14 protein-coding genes and 1 tRNA gene are annotated in these 16,752 nt (G+C 57.0%); 1 reads left to right on the top strand and 14 read right to left on the bottom strand.

Annotated features, from left to right (window positions below):
• Nucleotides 1-2: 2 nt before the first annotated feature.
• The 10 genes from METMA_RS25895 to METMA_RS0117950 all read right to left on the bottom strand — a co-directional run bounded on the left by METMA_RS25895 (nucleotide 3) and on the right by METMA_RS0117950 (nucleotide 10,311).
• Complete coding sequence (locus METMA_RS25895) at nucleotides 3-497, bottom strand: hypothetical protein (RefSeq protein WP_020160505.1); 495 nt, start codon at nucleotides 495-497, stop codon at nucleotides 3-5.
• Between the two features lie 423 nt (nucleotides 498-920).
• Nucleotides 921-996, bottom strand: a tRNA-Lys gene (locus tag METMA_RS0117995).
• 99 nt (nucleotides 997-1,095) lie between these two features.
• A complete protein-coding gene (locus tag METMA_RS0117990) occupies nucleotides 1,096-1,671 on the bottom strand; it encodes an HdeD family acid-resistance protein (protein WP_020160504.1) in 576 nt (191 codons plus the stop codon).
• Nucleotides 1,672-1,740: 69 nt separating this feature from the next.
• The gene (locus tag METMA_RS0117985) at nucleotides 1,741-2,397 is read right to left on the bottom strand and encodes a potassium channel family protein (protein ID WP_020160503.1); all 657 of its coding nucleotides are present in this window, start codon (nucleotides 2,395-2,397) and stop codon (nucleotides 1,741-1,743) included.
• Nucleotides 2,394-3,860 (bottom strand): TrkH family potassium uptake protein, encoded by a 1,467-nt coding sequence (locus METMA_RS0117980; RefSeq protein WP_020160502.1) that lies wholly within the window; start codon nucleotides 3,858-3,860, stop codon nucleotides 2,394-2,396. The genes METMA_RS0117985 and METMA_RS0117980 overlap by 4 nt, the downstream gene beginning before the upstream one ends.
• Nucleotides 3,857-4,672: a M90 family metallopeptidase gene (locus tag METMA_RS25010; protein WP_020160501.1), complete on the bottom strand. Its 816-nt coding sequence runs from the start codon at nucleotides 4,670-4,672 to the stop codon at nucleotides 3,857-3,859. Before METMA_RS25010 ends, METMA_RS0117980 begins: the two co-directional genes overlap by 4 nt.
• Nucleotides 4,673-4,681: 9 nt before the next feature.
• Complete coding sequence (locus METMA_RS0117970) at nucleotides 4,682-5,041, bottom strand: hypothetical protein (RefSeq protein WP_020160500.1); 360 nt, start codon at nucleotides 5,039-5,041, stop codon at nucleotides 4,682-4,684.
• Nucleotides 5,042-5,562: 521 nt separating this feature from the next.
• Nucleotides 5,563-7,947, bottom strand: a complete 2,385-nt coding sequence (locus METMA_RS0117960; protein WP_020160498.1) for a phosphoketolase family protein — start codon at nucleotides 7,945-7,947, stop codon at nucleotides 5,563-5,565.
• Nucleotides 7,940-9,109, bottom strand: coding sequence for an acetate/propionate family kinase (locus tag METMA_RS0117955; RefSeq protein ID WP_020160497.1), 1,170 nt, complete (start codon nucleotides 9,107-9,109; stop codon nucleotides 7,940-7,942). Before METMA_RS0117955 ends, METMA_RS0117960 begins: the two co-directional genes overlap by 8 nt.
• A 179-nt stretch (nucleotides 9,110-9,288) precedes the next feature.
• Nucleotides 9,289-10,311 (bottom strand): class I fructose-bisphosphate aldolase, encoded by a 1,023-nt coding sequence (locus METMA_RS0117950; RefSeq protein WP_020160496.1) that lies wholly within the window; start codon nucleotides 10,309-10,311, stop codon nucleotides 9,289-9,291.
• Nucleotides 10,312-10,609: 298 nt separating this feature from the next.
• Between METMA_RS0117950 and METMA_RS0117945 the strand changes: the two genes are divergently transcribed.
• Nucleotides 10,610-10,987, top strand: coding sequence for a hypothetical protein (locus tag METMA_RS0117945; RefSeq protein WP_232216382.1), 378 nt, complete (start codon nucleotides 10,610-10,612; stop codon nucleotides 10,985-10,987).
• Between the two features lie 348 nt (nucleotides 10,988-11,335).
• Here METMA_RS0117945 and METMA_RS25005 read toward each other — a convergent pair whose 3' ends face one another.
• From METMA_RS25005 to METMA_RS0117920, 4 genes are all read right to left on the bottom strand, one after another.
• Nucleotides 11,336-12,814 carry a hypothetical protein gene (locus METMA_RS25005; RefSeq protein WP_051114369.1) on the bottom strand — a complete coding sequence of 493 codons (1,479 nt, stop codon included), beginning with the start codon at nucleotides 12,812-12,814 and terminating at the stop codon, nucleotides 11,336-11,338.
• 9 nt (nucleotides 12,815-12,823) lie between these two features.
• Nucleotides 12,824-14,503 (bottom strand): hypothetical protein, encoded by a 1,680-nt coding sequence (locus METMA_RS0117935; protein WP_020160493.1) that lies wholly within the window; start codon nucleotides 14,501-14,503, stop codon nucleotides 12,824-12,826.
• A gap of 447 nt (nucleotides 14,504-14,950) precedes the next feature.
• Nucleotides 14,951-15,517, bottom strand: a complete 567-nt coding sequence (locus tag METMA_RS25890; RefSeq protein ID WP_198014539.1) for an ankyrin repeat domain-containing protein — start codon at nucleotides 15,515-15,517, stop codon at nucleotides 14,951-14,953.
• Nucleotides 15,518-15,939: 422 nt separating this feature from the next.
• Nucleotides 15,940-16,401: a hypothetical protein gene (locus METMA_RS0117920; RefSeq protein WP_020160490.1), complete on the bottom strand. Its 462-nt coding sequence runs from the start codon at nucleotides 16,399-16,401 to the stop codon at nucleotides 15,940-15,942.
• Nucleotides 16,402-16,752: the final 351 nt, after the last annotated feature.

Below are 16,752 nucleotides of genomic sequence, written 5' to 3'. Positions count from 1 at the left end.
GGTTATCTGTAGAACTGTAACAGCTCATCCATAACCGGATCGATTTTGGTTTTTACGCCTTGCCACTTCATTAAAGACAAACCGCCATTGCCGACCAGGTGATAATTGGCTCTCGCAATCACGGATCGCCTGTCTGATATTTCAATGTCGGCGGTACATAGATAAGTCGTAAAATCCCAGGATTGGCGGGCCGTATAGGTTAACCGATAATCGCAGGAGTCAGGGGCGGGTGTTACCCCCATGAAGTAATGATCATAGCGCTGATCATCCCCACTTCGTATGGCGTTATCAACGGTTGACTGGATAAATGTGCTCTCTATATGATGCCGCGATAGTCCTTCGGCTATTACCGGAACCAGCTCGTCAACGATCACTTTGGGGTTTTCCGTGATGCAAATATGCTTGACGTTATAAGCCGCATCAAGCGGCTGAACCGTCACCGACGTGCACCCGACAGCCGACAACCCGGCCATCATGAAAACAGTTTTTTTAATCACGTTGCAGATCCTTTGAATGGTAGGCCGCTATTGCAACCGGGCCCATCCCATAGCAAACGCAGCCGCTCGATGGTATCAAAATGGATCAGTCTGCGTAAAGTCAGACGCTGGTGTTTAATCGGAGGTATCTATGGGGAGTGTATTGCAGAATGAGTAATTAAGTTGCGTTATTTGCAAGTAAGATTTGTGCCAAATATCGCGCAAATCTGTGCCAAATATCGCGCGCCGCTACAGCAGGAAATCACAATTCAATAAGCCGTGGATCCGAGAGATTCAATCAAGGCTGGTTTTTACCGGTCTTTTTTGTGTCTATTGAATCGGCAGTAAGTGCGGCAGATTTTGAGCTAGTGCGACATTTTTGCGACATTTTTTATTTCAGGCATAAAAAAAGGCCTAGATTTTCACCTAAACCTTTGATTTATATGGTGGGGCGTCAGGGACTCGAACCCTGGACCCATGGATTAAGAGTCCACTGCTCTACCAACTGAGCTAACACCCCATGTAGGAAACTTGGTCGGTCATTCTATAGTATTTTCCGCTAAAATCCAACATAAACTATGCACGGCAAGTGTTTTTATTTGTTAACAAAGCCGAGGCCTCAAGCGTTTCTGCCATGATGCAGGCTGAGCTTGACCAATGAGCCGCCGAGGAAGATCATGTTGATGCCCAACAGCAGGCCGAGCACCCATGCGGCCGTGCCGGGCCAGCCGGCCCAGACGACGATGGCCAGCATCAGGGCGGTAAAGCCGCTGAACAATACCCAGCCCCAATGTTCCAGCGGGCGCATCATGAAGGCCAGGGAAATCTTTGCGATGCCTTCCATGGCAAAAAACAGCGTCATCAGCATGGTCAGGGTCAGTACCCCTTTCGCCGGTTGCGCGACCAGAAAATAACCGATGATCACCTGGAGAATGCCGATAAAAATCCACAGGTTAAAGCCCGGCATCGATATGAAACGCACAGATCTGGCAATCTGAACAATGCCGCCCAGCAGCAGCAGCCAGCCGATGAATAAAGCGATCGCGATGGTAAAAATCTGCGGTACGATGATGGCCGCGATGCCGAGAATGACGAAAAATGCCCCCTCCGCCAGGAAGAATTTCCAATGCAGCCTGAGAAATTCCCGCATTCTCTGCTGCATCTCCCGTATTTCGATTTCAATTTTTTCGGTCATTGTTCATCTCCTCATGATTATTGAATTCCACAGCCCAGCCGTCGCGGCTTTTGCATGCCGGCGGATGCCCTATCCTTCCGTCTGAGCGGCGAACCGGTCGTTTAACCAGCCCAGGTTTCGGCTGTGGGTAAGCACCACGACTTCGTCGTTGGCCTTGAAATCAAAGTCCGCCTCGGGAATTTTGAATTTGCCATTCCGGTACAGGCAGATGATCCGGCACTGGTCGGGCAGTTCCAGCGAGCCGATGGCGTCCTCGATCGCCGGATGGACGATGAAAGAGAACACCCGCGCCTCATCCTTGATCATCGCGCTCAACTCCAGCAAATCCTGCCCTTCGATCATGTCGGCCAGGTAACGGCCGATGGTCTGGTCGGGAACGATGGTATCTGTCAAACCCAGTTCCACGCAAATATGCACGAATTCGGGATCTTCGATTTTGGTGATGACGCGCTTGAAGCCCAGGGAGCGTCCCACCAGGCTGGCGATGATGTTGATCTGATCGTTGCCTGTCAGGCAGAAAAGGAAATTGACGTCCCTGGGATCTGTTTCCCTTAAAATCGCGGGCTTGCTGCCGTCGCCATGAATAAAACCGCAGGCGAATTCGTCCGTCAGCGCATCGATCCGGTCTTTATCCTGCTCGATAATGATGACTTCGTGCCCTCTGTTCATTAAGATTCTGGCTGTCATGGTCGCCAGAGAACCGGCACCCAGAAATACGGCTCTCATAATTCCCTCACTCTCCTTCCGAACCAGGTTTTCGGATATAAAAACACCAGCAAGGCGACAATTTCAAGACGTCCCGCCAACATATCAAAGCACAGTATCAGTTTCAACGCCGGCTGCAGATCGGCACGCGTGATGCCGGACGACAGCCCCGTGGTGGCAAGCGCCGAGACCACTTCAAACAATGAATCCAATGGATGATACCCCATCGCCACAAAAGGCAGCCAGGAACCGACCATCAGCGCCAGCCCCCATCCCAGCAAGGTCAGCACGCCGTTTATTTCCTCCGCGGCAATGGTTTTCCCGGCCAGACGCGGCTTGAGCACGCTGTGGTCCGGCATCGCCGGCTTTTGCACCGCGTAATGCATCAGTTTCAACAGGATCAGGACGCGTAGAATTTTAAGCCCGCCCGCGGTCGAGCCCACGGCCCCGCCGGTAGCCATGGCAACGATCATCACGACTTTGGCGACGGCATCCAGCCGGGTGATGTCCAGGCTGCTAAAGCCCGTCGTCGTCTGCGCCGACATCGCAAGCATCGCCCCTTGCAAGGCGGCGATATCCCAATCCATGCCTTCCTTGATGTGCATGCTCAGCATCAGCGTCACCCCGGCAAAGAACAGGCACGCCATCAGCCCCAAGGTTTCATCGAGTTCCATTGACCGGCTCAAACCGTGCCGATAAAAACGGTAATACAAGGGTAACGATATAGCGCCTGATACAACAACCAGAGATACAACAAACCCGGCCGGCAATGAGTTCAATCCGGCCAGGCTGTCGTTAAAATTGGAGAAACCGCCGGTTGAAACGGCGCTCAGGACATGAACAACCGCTGTCAGGCCATCCACGCCCATCAAATAAAGCAGCGCCATCGGTATCAAAGTCAGAATCAGATAAACCTGCGTGACCTGCCGGGCATGGCTATGTATATCCATGATGGCGTTTTCCCGTTCAAGCTCTTGCCCGAGCAGGCGGCGATTGGCCGGCTGCACCCCCATCAGCAGAGCAATGACCAGCACGACGAAGCCCAGGCCGCCATACCATTGCATCCAGGAGCGGGCAAACAGAAAGCCTTTCGGCTTGTCTTCAACCTCGGACAAGGTGGTCAAGCCGGTCGTCGTAATGCCGGAGACCGCTTCAAACAAGGCATCCAGAAACGGCAAACCCGCGCCCATGAACGGATAAACCAGCGATACGGCGCCCACCAGAAACGCAATCACGGTCACCGTCAGGGCTTCATTGACCTGAATATGCGCCGGCGCCGGCCAACGAACGAAAGGCCGCGACAGGGCGGCCAATGCAACGGCGACCATAGCGAAACGCAATGACAGTCCGTATTCCTGATAAAGCAGCGCCACTAGGGCCGGCACCGCCACCAGACCGGCCTGCACCAGTATCAGTTGCGCCGCGTATTTGAGAATGACCGGGCCGCGGATGGCATACATCAATAACGAGGCGCGTTCATTCATCGAACCGCAGCCTCTTGCATCGGTTGCGCGGCCGTTTCATCGGCGCGCAACCGGCTCAGCGGGTCCTGCCGGTAGTAAAGCCGAAGCTGCCGGTAGACATCGGAAAAATGCGTCTGCACAATGTCGGGCGCGCAGAAGAAATATTCGCTGAACACGGCGAAAAACTCGGCGGGGCTGATCGCCGCATAAGGATCGACACAAACCGGGTGATCATGCTCAAGGCGACGATTCAACTCGTCATAGGCCCTGCTGAACGCATCGGTCCAGGGCGGCACGGGCATGGCCGCGTGCAGCGGCGGCATGCCGTTGGCGCTGCCGTCCAGCATATCCAGTTTGTGCGCGATTTCATGGATAATGACGTTGTGGCCCTGATACCCTGCCCGGTTGTCCTGCTCGATATCCTGCCAGGACAGAATCACCGGCCCGCGTTCCCATGACTCGCCGCTTAGCACCCGGTCCTGATGATGGACGATGCCCATCCCATCGATTTCATCGCGACTGACCCGGAAAGCGCCGGCATAAATCACCACCTCGCGCCATGGCGAGAACAGCCTTGTTCCCAAATACAGAACCGGCAGGCAGGCCGTTGCGGCCACCTGCACGCGCATGGTCTCGGTCACCTCGAATCCCTGGGCGCCGATGATGTTTTTTTCGTGCAGAAATAACGTGCTCAGCTCGCGCAGATGCGCTTTTTCGACGGAGCTCAGTCCCCGCAGCACAGGTAGCCTGTCGGTTGCGTTTTCCCACAGATCATGACCGATTAGATAGCGCCGCAGAACATACCGAACCCATGCGCGCCTGAAAATATTCATCGGCAGAACTCAGACCTGTTTATCACGGCCCAGGGACATGAGCACGATAACCAGGAAGATAATGACCAGTACCGGCCACAGATAAGGCGCCATGATGAAAACACCCGCCACGACAAACAGCAACATACCCAGAAACAGCATCATGCCGGTGCCCACAAGCACCAGCAGCACGAGCAGGACGGTAAAAAACAGCATGAGCAGCAGGGTCGGAATCGCGGCCAGACGGGCCAGGGGATCGGCCACCGGCTCGCCATTGATCGTCAGGCTGAACTGGCCCAGACCTGGATGCAGAATATAGCTTAAAACGGCGATCAACGCGCCGATGGCCAACAGCTTGATAATCAGATGAGTGTTTTTTTTCCGGTTCATAAGTTGGTGTTTAGTAGGTCGGGTTAGCGCAGCGTAACCCGACATTTGCAACTCCGGTGCGTCGGGTTACGCTACGCTAACCCGACCTACACATTATCGGTACCCATATTCATCCGGCCGGCCAGGCCTAATCGCGCACCTCCGGCATGTACTCGCCATGCTCGATGATGTATTCCTTATGCTCGATCAGCACGCCGATGGTCAACAGCTTGATGATCAGTAGGTCGGGTTAGCGCAGCGTAACCCGACATTTGCAACTCCGGTGCGTCGGGTTACGCTACGCTAACCCGACCTACACATTATCGGTACCCATATTCATCCGGCCGGCCAGGCCCAATCACGTATCTCCGGCATATCCTCGCCATGCTCGATGATGTATTCCTTATGTTCGATCAGCACGCCGATGGTCAACAGCTTGATGATCAGTAGGTCGGGTTAGCGCAGCGTAACCCGACATTTGCAACTCCGGTGCGTCGGGTTACGCTACGCTAACCCGACCTACACATTATCGGTACCCATATTCATCCGGCCGGCCAGGCCCAATCGCGCACCTCCGGCATGTCCTCGCCATGCTCGATGATGTATTCCTTATGTTCGATCAGCTTGTCGCGCATGATCTGCTTGACGTGAGCGCCGACATAGCGCAGTTTCGGCACCCGGTCGATGACGTCGATGACCAGATGGAAGCGGTCCAGGTCATTGAGCACGACCATATCGAACGGTGTCGTGGTCGTGCCCTCTTCCTTGTAGCCGCGCACATGCAGGTTTTCATGGTTGGTCCGGCGATACGTCAGGCGGTGGATCAGCCAGGGGTAGCCATGATAGGCGAAGATGATCGGCTTATTATCGGTAAACAACGAATCGAAATCCTTGTCCGACAGGCCGTGCGGATGCTCCGTGGTCGGCTGCAGTCGCATCAGGTTGACGACATTGACGACGCGGATTTTCAGTTCAGGAAAAAACTCACGCAACAGCGTCACCGCGGCCAGCGTTTCCAGCGTCGGGATATCGCCGGCGCAGGCCATCACGACATCGGCCTCGTCGTTGCGGTCGTTGCTGGCCCATTCCCAGATGCCGATGCCGGCCGTGCAATGCTTGATGGCCGCGCTCATATCCAGATACTGCAGTTGCGGCTGCTTGCCGGCCACGATGACGTTGACCCGGTTGCGGCTGCGCAGACAGTGATCGGTCACCCACAGCAGGGTATTGGCGTCGGGCGGCAGGTAGACGCGGATCACCTCGGCCTTCTTGTTGACCACATGGTCGATAAAGCCCGGGTCCTGATGGCTGAAGCCGTTGTGGTCCTGGCGCCAGACGTGTGAGGTCAGCAGGTAGTTCAGCGAGGCGATGGAGCGGCGCCATGGAATGTCCTTGGTGACCTTGAGCCATTTGGCGTGCTGGTTGAACATCGAATCGATGATATGGATAAACGCCTCGTAGCAGGAAAACAGACCATGACGTCCGGTCAGCAGATAGCCTTCCAGCCAGCCCTGGCACTGATGCTCGCTGAGCACTTCCATAATCCTGCCGTCCTTCGACAGATGTTCGTCAGTATCATAAATCTCGCCGGTGAACGCTTTGTCGGTCGCCTCGTACACCGCGCCGAGCCGGTTTGACGCGGTCTCATCAGGCCCCATGATCCGGAAATTGCGCTGATCCTTGTTGTCCTCCAGGATGTCCCTGAGAAACTGGCCCATCACGCGCACCGATTCGGCCGATTCGGTGCCAGGATTCTTCACCTCCACGGCATAGTCGCGAAAATCCGGCATTCTCAAATCCCGCAGCAACAGGCCGCCGTTGGCATGCGGATTGGCGCCCATGCGCCGCTCGCCTATCGGGGCCAGTTCCGCCAGTTCCTGAATCAGCGTGCCGTTTTCATCGAACAGCTCTTCCGGCTTATAGCTGAGCATCCACTGTTCCAGCATTTTCAAGTGCTCGGGGTTATCGCCGATCCTGGAAAGCGGGACCTGGTGCGAACGCCACGTATTCTCGACCGGCAAGCCGTCGACCACTTCCGGACCGGTCCAGCCTTTCGGGGTTCTCAGAATCAGCATCGGCCAGCGCGGGCGCTCGGAGTAGCCGTTGGTGCGCGCGTCTCGCTGGATGGCGGCGATTTCCTCAAGCATGACATCGAGCGTGGCCGCCATCATCTGATGCATGATTTCCGGCTCGTCGCCCTCGACGAAATGGGGCTTGTAGCCGTAGCCGGTGAACAGGGCGCATAGTTCGTCATTATCGATGCGCGCCAGAAAGCTGGGATTGGCGATCTTGTAGCCGTTCAGATGCAGAATCGGCAATACTGCACCGTCGCGCTCGGGATTCAAAAACTTGTTGGAGTGCCAACTGGTCGCCAGCGGCCCGGTTTCCGCCTCGCCGTCGCCGATCACGCAGCACACCAGCAGGTCGGGATTATCAAACGCCGCCCCGTAGGCGTGGGACAACGCATAGCCGAGTTCACCGCCCTCATGGATGGAGCCCGGCGTTTCCGGCGCGACATGGCTCGGAATGCCGCCCGGAAACGAGAACTGCTTGAACAGGTTCTGCATGCCTTCGGCGTCTTTGGAGACGTTGGGATAGAACTCGCTGTAGGTCCCTTCCAGATAGGTGTTGGCGACCAGGCCCGGACCGCCGTGGCCGGGGCCCGCGATATAAATGACGTTGAGGTCGCGCGCCTTGATCACGCGATTGAAGTGCACATAAATGAAATTCAGGCCGGGCGTGGTGCCCCAGTGCCCCAACAACCTTGGCTTCACATGTTCCAGTTGCAACGGCTCCTTGAGCAGCGGATTGTCGAGCAGGTAAATCTGTCCTACCGATAGATAGTTCGCCGCGCGCCAATAAGCATTGATGCGCTCGAGTTCTTGCTCGGAAAGAGGCAATGCCGATGGTTCCTGATGGCTAGTCATTATGATCTCCAATGGTTAATGTATAGGTGTGGTAAGCGATGATCTGTTCTTCGTTGGTTGGAATCACCCAGACCGAAACACGGCTTTTCGCGCTGCTGATTTGCGCCGCGTTGTCGCGATTGGCTTCCGGATCGATATCGATGCCGAGCCAGGCGGCGGCGCTGCAGATTTTTTCGCGGATCACGGCCGCCCGTTCGCCGATGCCGGCGGTGAAAACCAGCGTATCCAGCCCCCCCAGCGCGGCGGCCAGGGATCCCAGTTCGCGGCGGATATGGTAGACGAAGACCTCGATGGCCTTGCGGGCATCGGCCTGGTCGCTGCCGAGCAGGGTTTTCATGTCGCCGCTGATGCCGGACAGGCCGGCCAGGCCGGACTGATAATGCAGCAGGTCCGAAACGGCATCGACCGTCATGTGTTTTTCCCGCAGCAGGTACAGCACCACCGCCGGATCGATGGAGCCGCAGCGCGTGCCCATCGGCAGGCCGTCCAGCGGCGTGAAGGTCATGGTCGTGGCGATGCTTTGCCGCTGCCTGACCGCGCACAGACTGGCGCCCTGCCCCAAATGCGCGATCACCACGCGCCCGTCGGCCTCGGCATCCGAATACGCCGGCAGGGCATCGATGATGTATTCGTAGGACAAGCCATGAAAACCGTAACGGCGCACGCCTTCCCGGTACAGCGATTTCGGCAGCGCGAAGGTGTGGGCGACTTCGGGAATGGTATGGTGGAAGGCCGTGTCGAAACAGGCCACCTGCCTCATCTCGGGATACAGCCTCCGCAAGCCGCGGACGGCGCTCAGGTTATGCGGCTGATGCAGCGGCGCCAGCGGAACCAGCGCTTCGAGATCGGCCAGCACGGCCTCATCGATCAGCGCCGGGCGGATATAACCGCTGCCGCCATGCACGATGCGATGCCCGACCGCCAGCACCTGCAAATCGTTGTCATGCTCGTCCAGCCAGTCCAGCAGCACACGCAAGGCCTCCTGATGATCCTGTATCGGCAGCGCGCGGCTGGTACCCTGGACCTTGAATTGCGCCTCGCTGCCGATGCCGGCAATCTGCCCCCGATACAGCGCCTCGGGATGCCGGCTGCCGTCGGCGGCAAAAATCGCGAACTTGATGCTCGATGAGCCGGCATTGATGACGATTATCGCTTCTTGCATAGGGCGCTCTTTTATTATTTGTTTTGAGAACACTGGGCGACCAACCGGTCGCTCCTACGGGTTTGTTGTGGGGCGGCTTCGCCTAGAGCGACTACTTTTGGTAGCCGCCCAAGGCGAATACCCTAAAGGGCACAAGTACCCAGAGGGCATAAATAAATTCGCCCCTACAGTTCCAGCCGCTAATCCTTTTCCATCTCGGGCGTATAGCTGCCGGTACGAGCCGCGCCGTTCAGCTTCGCGCGCCTGTAAAGCGCCTGTTGCGCCGCCTGTATATTTTCATCCTTGCCCTGCCAGGTCTTCAATACTGGTTCCTGCAAGGCCCGTGCGTAGGAAAAGCTCAACTGCCAGGGCGCATTGCCGGCCAGCGTATTGATTGCGTTCAGATTGGCTGTCGCTTGTTCGGGCGTCTGGCCGCCGGACAGAAAATTTATTCCGGGCACGGCCGCCGGCACGGTCCGGCGCAGCTGCTTCAGCGTTTGCTCGGCGATTTCCTCGGGACCGGCCTTGTTCGGCGCGTCCTTGCCCGGCAGCACCATGCTCGGTTTCAGCACGATGTATTCCAGCGCCACGCGATGCCGGTACAGGGCGTGGAAAACCGCGTGCTGAACGGCTTCGGTGACTTCAAAGCAACGTTCGATGGTGTGGTCGCCGTCCAGCAGCACTTCCGGCTCCACGATGGGCACGATGCCCAGCGACTGGCAGATGGCCGCGTAACGGGCCAGCACCTCGGCATTGGCCTTGATGCCCAGCGCCGTCGGGTTGTGGCCGGCGACGTTGTAAACCTCGCGCCACTTGGCGAAGCGCGCGCCCTGCTCCTTGTAGCCTGTCAGCCGGTCGGCCAGGCCGTCCAGGCCTTGCGTGATCAGATCACCCGGCGCATTGGCCAACGCAATCGTGCCTTTGTCGACCTTGATGCCGGGCACGATGCCCTGCTCGGCCGCCGCCTGCGGCAGCGGCTTTCCATCGGCGGTTTTCTGGCCCAGCGTTTCTTCAAACAGGATCACGCCGCTGATGAATTCACCCAGTCCCTGCGTGGTCAGCAACAGCGCGCGGTAGGCGCGGCGGTTCTCCTCGGTCGATTCCACATTGACCGCCTTGAAGCGCTTGGCGATGGTCGGCAAGCTCTCATCGGCGGCCAGTATGCCTTTTCCTTCGGCCACCATATCGGCAATAGTGGCTTGTAATTCGCTTTGAATACTCATGTGCAATCTCCGGTAGCTTATGCGGCAGTCATAGAGTCTAACAGAATACTTTTGATATACGACCCGAGGGAGCGGGCAATTGCTCAAAAAATGTCTTACGGCATTGCCGGGCGAAAAGCCGACGTTAACCAGCCTGCGGGCGCCTAAGCGGCACGACGCGCGGGAAAGCGGTTCGGGTCGTTCACGAAGCATTCACGGATGCGCCACAGGCCGCGTCACACCTGGCTTTTCTGGCTGAATTCACGAACTAACGCCCAGACAAATGATCTTAATTATCTCCACTGTGAGGAGAGTAGAAATGAAAACACTAAAACTAAAAGCAGTACATGGGCTCTTGTTTGCGGCCGCCGGTTTCATGGCGTGCCTTATGCCGATGAAGGCCGGCGCGAATGTCGATTCCCACAGCCAAAGCGGTCCGCGGCTGATCTATCAATCCCGTTCAATCAATCACAATATCTACAGCTACCTGAGCAGGCTGGCCGGGGAACTTTCTATCAAACCGAAACTGATCTATGTCAGCCGCGCTTATGGTCCGGCCATACACAGTTACCGGCATTCGGGCACTGAACAGACGGCCGAGTGGAATGTCGAGTATGTGAACAAGGCATACAATCCGGCCATATTCAGCTACGAATCGTCGATTCATCCCGGATATGGAACGCCCGTAAAGGACTGAACTTTCCGGTAAGTAATGGGCATGGAATAAATCAGGGAATTGTAGGTGCGAATTCATTTATGCCCTATGGTACTTGTGCCCTTCAGGGTATTCGTACTGTGCGAATGAATTCGCACCTACATAGGAAACTCATCCGCGCACTTGGGGAAGTTATTTTATGCGCGTTCCTAAGCAAAACACCTTCGGCAAGACTTGCTTGAGCTTGCCGAAGGCATCACCGCGAACGGCTTAACCCAGGCGGCCTGCCCGCTATCTGAACATCCACAGAAGCGCGCAGCGTGATACGGCGTTCACGCCGGAGGCTTGACCGAAATGTCCGGAGGATACGCGCCATCCTCCGGACTGCCGTCACGGATGGCTTGCCGAACCGATTTCAAAACTGAAGTCGGCGTCCCAGGGCGGATTGGGATTTCCTGCCGTCGGCGCGATGGCGGCAAAGCGGTGGCAATCCGTGCAGGTCAGGTTCTGCGCATAGGTCTCGAGCGTCACATTGGCGACCTTCACCGTGGGCAACATGCTGGCGAGCTGATGGGGCACTTTCTCGGGTTTTGCGGGGTCCTGGATCGGCGAGGTCGACCAGATTACGTTGACCAACTGATAATTGCGCCAGACCGATTGCGGGAAGGCCCCGGCAATGGCTTTTTGAGCGATGGCATTGGCATTCCGGGCATCGCTATCGATCGGCACGACCCGCGTCACCTGGACCGGCACGGGACCGGGGCAGCCCTGGCCCAGATAATAGGGCGGCGGCTGATTGGGTTGGCAACTTACCGTTACCGGCGAGGTTTTGCCGCTGGGCAAACAGCTCGGCGACACCGACAGTTGCCGCGTCTGGCAGTTAGCGTTATAGAAATTATACGCCCCGCTCGAGTTTGAGGACCCCGGCACATTATCGACATGCTCGAAAGTGGACCAGATCCAGGTCGGCTGACTCTGTGTCTTGTGAAGGATATGAAAACCGACCAGCGCCACCGTGGTCGAGCGGCAGGTATTGCTGGCCGTATCGACGACCACGGCGGGAGTCAGCTTATAGCGTTGCCATTTGCTATTGGACGGATCAGTCACCTCCATCCAGGCCGCCTTGAGCTCGATAGCCCCGGTCGGCCCGCCCGACTGCAAGGACCCTTTCGGCAAAACAATAGGCTGTCCGTTGCCGTCATTCACCCAGGCGGCCTGCCGGTCAGCGTTATAGAACTGGTTGCTGTACACATAATTGTATTCGTCCTGATTGATGCGCACTTCGTACCAGACATTGGTGCCGTTTTGCGCGCCCAGCCAGCTGGGAGCCTGGGTCGGAAAGGCTTCGTCGATGCTGTCCGGAAAATCGAACTCGGTGGCGAACTTGCTGGTGAACTTCGACGTGGCACGGAACAGGCGCATCGAGCCGGCCTGCTCCGCCGTGATCCCCGCCTGTGTTTGGCAATCCGGGGGAATCACAGGCTGCGTGCCCCAGGCCGGGGGCTTGGCGCCGCCCGGCTGAAAGAGCAGTTCCCTGGGCATATAGGTTTCCCATTGCACCGGGTTCAGGTCGCCGGGATCGCCGAACCCGGCCCCCTGCACAGTCGGCCAGTTCAGGGTAATCAATTGCCACCAGGCGAAACAGTCGGCATCCAACTGATTGCTCAGGATCGGCGCGTCGCCCGGCACGGACGAAACAAACGGCACCTTCAGCAGGCCGCAGTTAAAAGTCGCCAGCGCCGGGGAACGGGCGCCTGGCTGCTCCGGCAAGGCAGTGGCCTCCAGGCACACCGTCAAACCGGCAATCAGACCGGCAGCAGCCGCCCTCCCCGCGTTACGGCATAACACTCTCTTTCCGCTAAACATCATAGCTTGCCCTCATTGTGTCTGAATCGCGCCGGCCGCCACGACATTGATAAGCGCCGGCATGGCCGCGCCCTGGGGCTGGCCGTAATTGGTGAGATGCAGACCGCGCAGTCCGGGCGTGGCATTGCTTGCCACACTGACCTCGAGCAGCATGGCAGTTGCCTCTGACGGATAGGAGTTGCCCGGCACCGCGTAGTTGATCGAGGAAGTACTGCCGATGGCCATCGCTGTCACGCCGTCGCCCGTAATACTGACGGCCGGCAGTCGGTTACCTGGCTGTACCGTGGCGCCGGTCAACACCATCGGTACTTTTAAGGCGCCTTGCCTGACAAACGGCGCAATCAGGGTGCTGTTGCTGATGAGCGTCATGGCCTGGTTAACGGGATTGGCGACCGGGCGGTACGCCATGGCCCTGAAGATCTCGGCATGGAACAGCTGCAGCGGTTGCGCCAGGGTATCGCTGCCGGAAGTCGGGCCCACGCAGTCCAGCGCCGGCGGCGAGGCTTTATCGATGGCGGTCGCCACTATCTGCATCAGAAACGTGCGGGCGATCTGGCCGCCCCACTGGATTGGCTGATTGTTGATCGTGATGTCCGACACAGTGTAGCCTTTGTCCGGCGGCACCGCATAGGTCGCGTGCAGGATGAAATTGCCGGGCAACTGGCCGTTCTCCCCATTCAGGGTTTTCGTCCCGCGCATAATGGTCCAGAAAGCGGCCGGGTCGGTACCGTCCGGCGTTCGATAACTGCTGAAGTCCGGCATCTGAATATAAAGCCCCGGCGGATTGGTCAGCGTCACGGCGTTACCGAACGACACCAACTTGTTCGTCGTCTGCCCGATGTGGGGATCGCTGTTTCTGTGGGGCTGGCCGTACTGGGCGCAGCAAATCAGAGCGTTAGGGTCATTGTTGCCGATTTTGCGCTGGAGCGTCGCGGCGGAGGCCAGGCCGATCTCCGTTTGCAAAGTGTTGGGGGTGCTGGTCAGGTGCATCGCGCCGCCGGCCGAATCGCTCGAATCGGTGCCCGAATTCCATTTGTTGAGCGGATTGTAGCCCGGCCGGCCGGTCGAGGGATCGATGACCACTTTGTTGTCCTTGTCATAGAGATAAAGGTCCTCAATCCGGATTTGCGGCTTACCGAGAGTGCTTTGATACAGCTCTAGCACTCTGTTCGGATCGATCATCCATAAGGAATTCCAGTATTCCGGATTCTCGCAGACGAAATCGACGCGAATGATCTTGCCCTGGGCGTTGCGGGTAACGCTCCACTCGCAGTATTCATCCTGCCAGCCGCGCGGTCCGTAAGGCCCATAGGGCAAATTTTCGCTCTGCCCGGTGCACGGGTCTTTGGTAATCGGCGGAAAGCTCTGTTTATTGGTCTGGTAGCCGGTATCGGCGAGGGCCAGCTGCTCCTGATCCGAAAGTTGCGGGAAATAGAAACCGATGCGGCCGGGAAAGGCGCTCCAGGTGATATTCGCCACCGTTGCGCCCTGCGGGATGGCCGTATCCAGCGGGTTGAAGTAATTGCTGATGCCCGTTGCATTGGTCGAGTTCCACGGGTTGCCGGTGATGCCCTGTTGCGTGAATCCGTTCAGGTTGATATTCCACTGCGCTTCGAGGGCCGCCTGCATGCCCGAGTGATTGGGAAAATCTATTTGTTTTGCCGGCGTCCAGAACTGAAAGGGTGTGTTCATGGTGATCTCTCTATTAGTGAAGCTTGGCCTTTGCAGGCCCCGCTTGTTATCGACGATATGTCCTTTCCCTGGTTTGCAAAGTGTCCAGGTTCTGAGCGTAAGTCATTTGCCTGATTACACTGGATGTGTCGGCGAACGATGCGCCTCGTTTGCGTTTGATGCGCTGGCTGCGTCGCCGATAGCGCCTGCGTTTGGGCGGCACATCCCATGCAAGATTTCAATTCCGGGACGCAAATTAGCCCAACCCTTAATTGAAACTTAAATTCATCTTTCACAACCAGCTTAAGTATCTATCACAGCCAACTCTTTAATATCAATAGAACGATACTCAAAAACGATATGCCAGCGGCGGACAAGCAGGCCGTGAGCTTGACGCCCGCATTGGTTCAGGCGCATCGGCTATTTTGATTTTGCCCGAACCGGCACGATTACTTGCAGGTCCCGGAATCAGTTTTCGCGCATCAGGGCGATCAGTGCAGTTTCAACCACCTGGTTTTTATGGGTCCTTGCCAGGTCCAAGGCGGTTTTGCCCTGGGCGTTTTTGCTATTGATATCGGCGCCCAACGATACTAATTCCTCGGCGATGCCCGGATTGGTATTGTATTGCGCCGTGACCATCAGGGCGGTTTCTTTATTGTTCACTCTTTTGTTGATGTCGGCGCCTAACGCGACCAGTTCTTTAATTATTTCCGGGTATTTGCTGTAACCGGCCGCCCCGGTAAGAGGCGTGCCTGAAAACAGCGGATCGGCCTCGTTCACATCCGCGCCACGCTCGACTAACGCCCTGATAACGGCTGTATCCGGGTTGCTCATTGCCGCCCACATCAATACGCTGCCATTTTTATTGCCTTCTTTCAAAGCCTCTGCAGGTATTTCGTTCACGGATGCCAGCGTCGCGGTCTCCCAATACTGGCGCGTGCTGTATTCCCTATAAGGGTTAAGCAGTTTTAAGGCGGCAAGCAATGCGACCGCGACGACCAGGGCAACGATATATTTTGGACTGACTGACTGCATGTTTTTTTCTTTTCCTTTTTTAACAAAATAAATATATGCGAGCATGGGCTTTTGGTTTCGGAACGGCTCGTTGCCGGCATTCGCAGAGACGGTAACGCCTCCGCTCAGGCGCCGATACTGGAAGCTCCGCGGACGCGATATCGGTGTTCGGGAGCGGAACCGGAATAACATCCTTCGATGACGCCAAAGCAGGATGCCGCTGGGTGCCTGACGAATGATTTAAAGTTCCGGAGATTAAGTATAGTCAGCCCTGGGAAATTGTGGTCCGGGGTTAAAGGCGGCTGACGCTGGGGCCGGACAACACCGGTTTGATTGCCGTTGAAGGCTTTGTCGGGCACGGCCAGGGAAGCCGATGGCAGTCTGAATTTGTCCTTGATCTTGCCCTCGGCCAGCAACCGCGCTTTAAACCCCGGCTGCCGTCGCTAGAAATCGATAACGCCGGTGGCGGTCAACTCAAACGGCCCGGACGGGTCCTGAATCACGACGAAATCGGCGCTGCCGCTAGCTGTCTTGAACCGGCCCGTCCCGCCGACAAAAAAGAAGACGCCGGTGGCGATACCCGTGCTGGTATCCAGTTCCGCGTCTTCAAATTCGACATAGAGTTCATCACCGTTGGCGGCCATGAAAGTCTGTTGCGAACTGGCCAGTATGAGATGAGGTTCCGGACCCGGGCTGAACATCATCGTCCCGGCGCCGGCCCAGTTGCCAAGATGGGTTCCCGTACCCGTGACGGTAATGTCGCCGCCCGTCGGAGGATTCCCCCCCGTAAAGGTCACGTTGCCCTCCCCGTGCAAACTGAAAGGGCGTTCGGCAGCCGCTGCCGGGAAGGAACCCAGCAGGAAGAGGGTCAGCGTCAAGACGTACATATTGCGAGAATGTTTCATCGGTAATCTCCTGTAATTTCCATGAATCAAAACGACAGTCAGAACCCGGGCTATTCAGTCCGGCCGCAACGTTTACTTAAGGAACATGCGGATTCAACGTTCCAAGGGCAAGAATGATTGTTATGTAGGCGCGAATTCATGCGCACGCACAACTTCATGCAAGTCACTGACAACAAATAAGACTTAAGCGCTGCATTTCAGAAACCGGCTGATTGTCGACGCCGTGCCTACCGGTTTTCACAACGCCGGTTCCGACCTACGCAATCACAAGCCGCCTGCCGGTCTGCCGCGCCAGCGGCGATTCGAACAGTACCATGGCTTCAAAGTCATGGTCATTGACCGGCACGGGTT

Origin of the sequence: Methylobacter marinus A45 (genome assembly GCF_000383855.1) — a bacterium.
Taxonomy (GTDB): domain Bacteria; phylum Pseudomonadota; class Gammaproteobacteria; order Methylococcales; family Methylomonadaceae; genus Methylobacter; species Methylobacter marinus.
Note: the sequence above shows the minus strand (reverse complement) of the source record. Positions and strands in the feature narration are given on the sequence as shown.